Below are 1732 nucleotides of genomic sequence, written 5' to 3'. Positions count from 1 at the left end.
ATAAAAAACCCCTTGACAAGGGAATATGTCGGTGGTGTCTTATAATTCTTGTAAAAAAAAGGGGTGGCCTGAGTTATAATTGTAAAGCCAACAAAAACTAAAAAGATAAAGGAGGCCACCCATGAAAAGGATACCAGTAAGTCAAAGAATGCGCAAGGAGTTAGAAAAGTTACTAAATGGGGTAAATAGCAGAAAATTTCTTCTAAGTGAATTGATCAAAAAAGCAGCGGCGATTATTCTTCAGGAATTATTAGAGCAGGAAGTAATTGAGTTTTTGGGTAGAGGGTATTACGAAAGACAAAAAGGAGATGATACGATAATTGCTCAATGACAGTTGGTGAAAGCTCCGGATTATGGGTAAAATAAACTAATAGTCTGGAGTAGATAGGTTATAGGTTGTGTGTTTCCATGAGGCTTAATTGACCTCGAGAAGGAGATTAATCAAGCCTATAACCGAACAGTCACCATAGGGCTTAAGTGACCCTGGATAGGAGGATGGTGTTCACCGACTTAAATTCTACTCTCAAGACTATAGGTAATATAAAAAAGAAAGGGGGTAGAAAATGAAGCGCTACATTGGGGTAGATTTACACAAGAACACCTTTACGGTTTGTTATTTAAGCAGAAAGGGTAAAGAGCTTAAAAGTTTTAAGGTTAGCAAAGAAGGGATAGAAGCTTTTAAGCAAACCCTTACCAGAGATGATGAAGTAGCCGTGGAATCCACAGGCAACACTGGCTATTTTGTGAGGGAGATAAAAGACCGGGTAGGAGGGGTTAAGATAATCAACCCCACTCAGTTTAAGATTATCTCACAGTCGGTAAAAAAGACCGATAAAAGGGATGCGAAAACAATCGCGAAATATTTAAGTAAAGGACTGATACCAGAAGTGAGAATGAAGAGTAAGAAAGAGGCACAATTAAGCAGTTTGATCGGCACAAGGGATAAGTTTGTTAAATTACGGACAGCACTGAAGAACAAAATCCACAACATACTTAACGCCAACGGTATTGTTACCAAAAGAGAGATATTCGCTTCAGAGAAGAATCTGGATAGGGTTTTAAAGTATGAACTTGATGAAGATTCATTATTTGAGCTAAGGATAATAATCAGGGAGCTGCGTAATCTCAACAAAGCCATAGAAGAGATAGATGAAGAATTAAAAGGACGGGGCAAAAAGCTAAAGGGGCATAAGAACTTAACAAATATAACCGGGATAGGGGACATTTCAGCGACAATTCTTCTCAATACCATCGGTGACATCAATGATTTTGGCGGAGACCATAAATTAGCCGCTTATATTGGTATTGTGCCGCGGGTACATATTTCTAACAAAACTACTCACTATGGCCGGATAACCAAAATGGGCAATAAGATTGCCCGGACAGCGTTGGTGCAATGTGCATTGATTGCTATACGCTACAACCCCTATTTACGCTCATTTTATTTAAAGCTCAAAGCCAAAAAAGGAAGCGGTAAAGCAATTATTGCTACTGCAAGAAAGCTTTTAACCATTATTTATCGGACGTTAAAGAACGATTGGGTGTTTGAAGATTTTAATAATTTTAAGCTGACATCAGCTAGTAAAGGTTACCATTTATCTCCAGCCTAATGGGGGCTTTCGATAAATGGTTTGGTATTTTGAGAGTAGAGTAGTTGTTGACAATTAACATAGGAGGAGATACATCATCTGTTTTAATCCCTATGAAGCAGAGAAAGATGGCCTGGATAGAG

Annotated in this window: 2 protein-coding genes; both read left to right on the top strand. The window is 38.4% G+C overall.

The genetic code is table 11. The annotated features are described in order from the left end of the window. The first annotated feature begins 121 nt into the window (after nucleotides 1-121). Nucleotides 122-331: a hypothetical protein gene (locus tag J7J01_08995; GenBank protein ID MCD6211001.1), complete on the top strand. Its 210-nt coding sequence runs from the start codon at nucleotides 122-124 to the stop codon at nucleotides 329-331. A 232-nt stretch (nucleotides 332-563) separates the two neighbouring features. Further along, entirely contained in the window at nucleotides 564-1610 is a 1047-nt protein-coding gene (locus J7J01_08990; protein ID MCD6211000.1) for an IS110 family transposase, read from the top strand. Nucleotides 1611-1732: the final 122 nt, after the last annotated feature.

This window comes from Methanophagales archaeon, assembly GCA_021159465.1.
Taxonomy (GTDB): Archaea; Halobacteriota; Syntropharchaeia; order Alkanophagales; family Methanospirareceae; genus G60ANME1.
The sequence above is the reverse complement of the archived record's forward strand: the minus strand, read 5'-3'. Positions and strand labels throughout refer to the sequence as shown.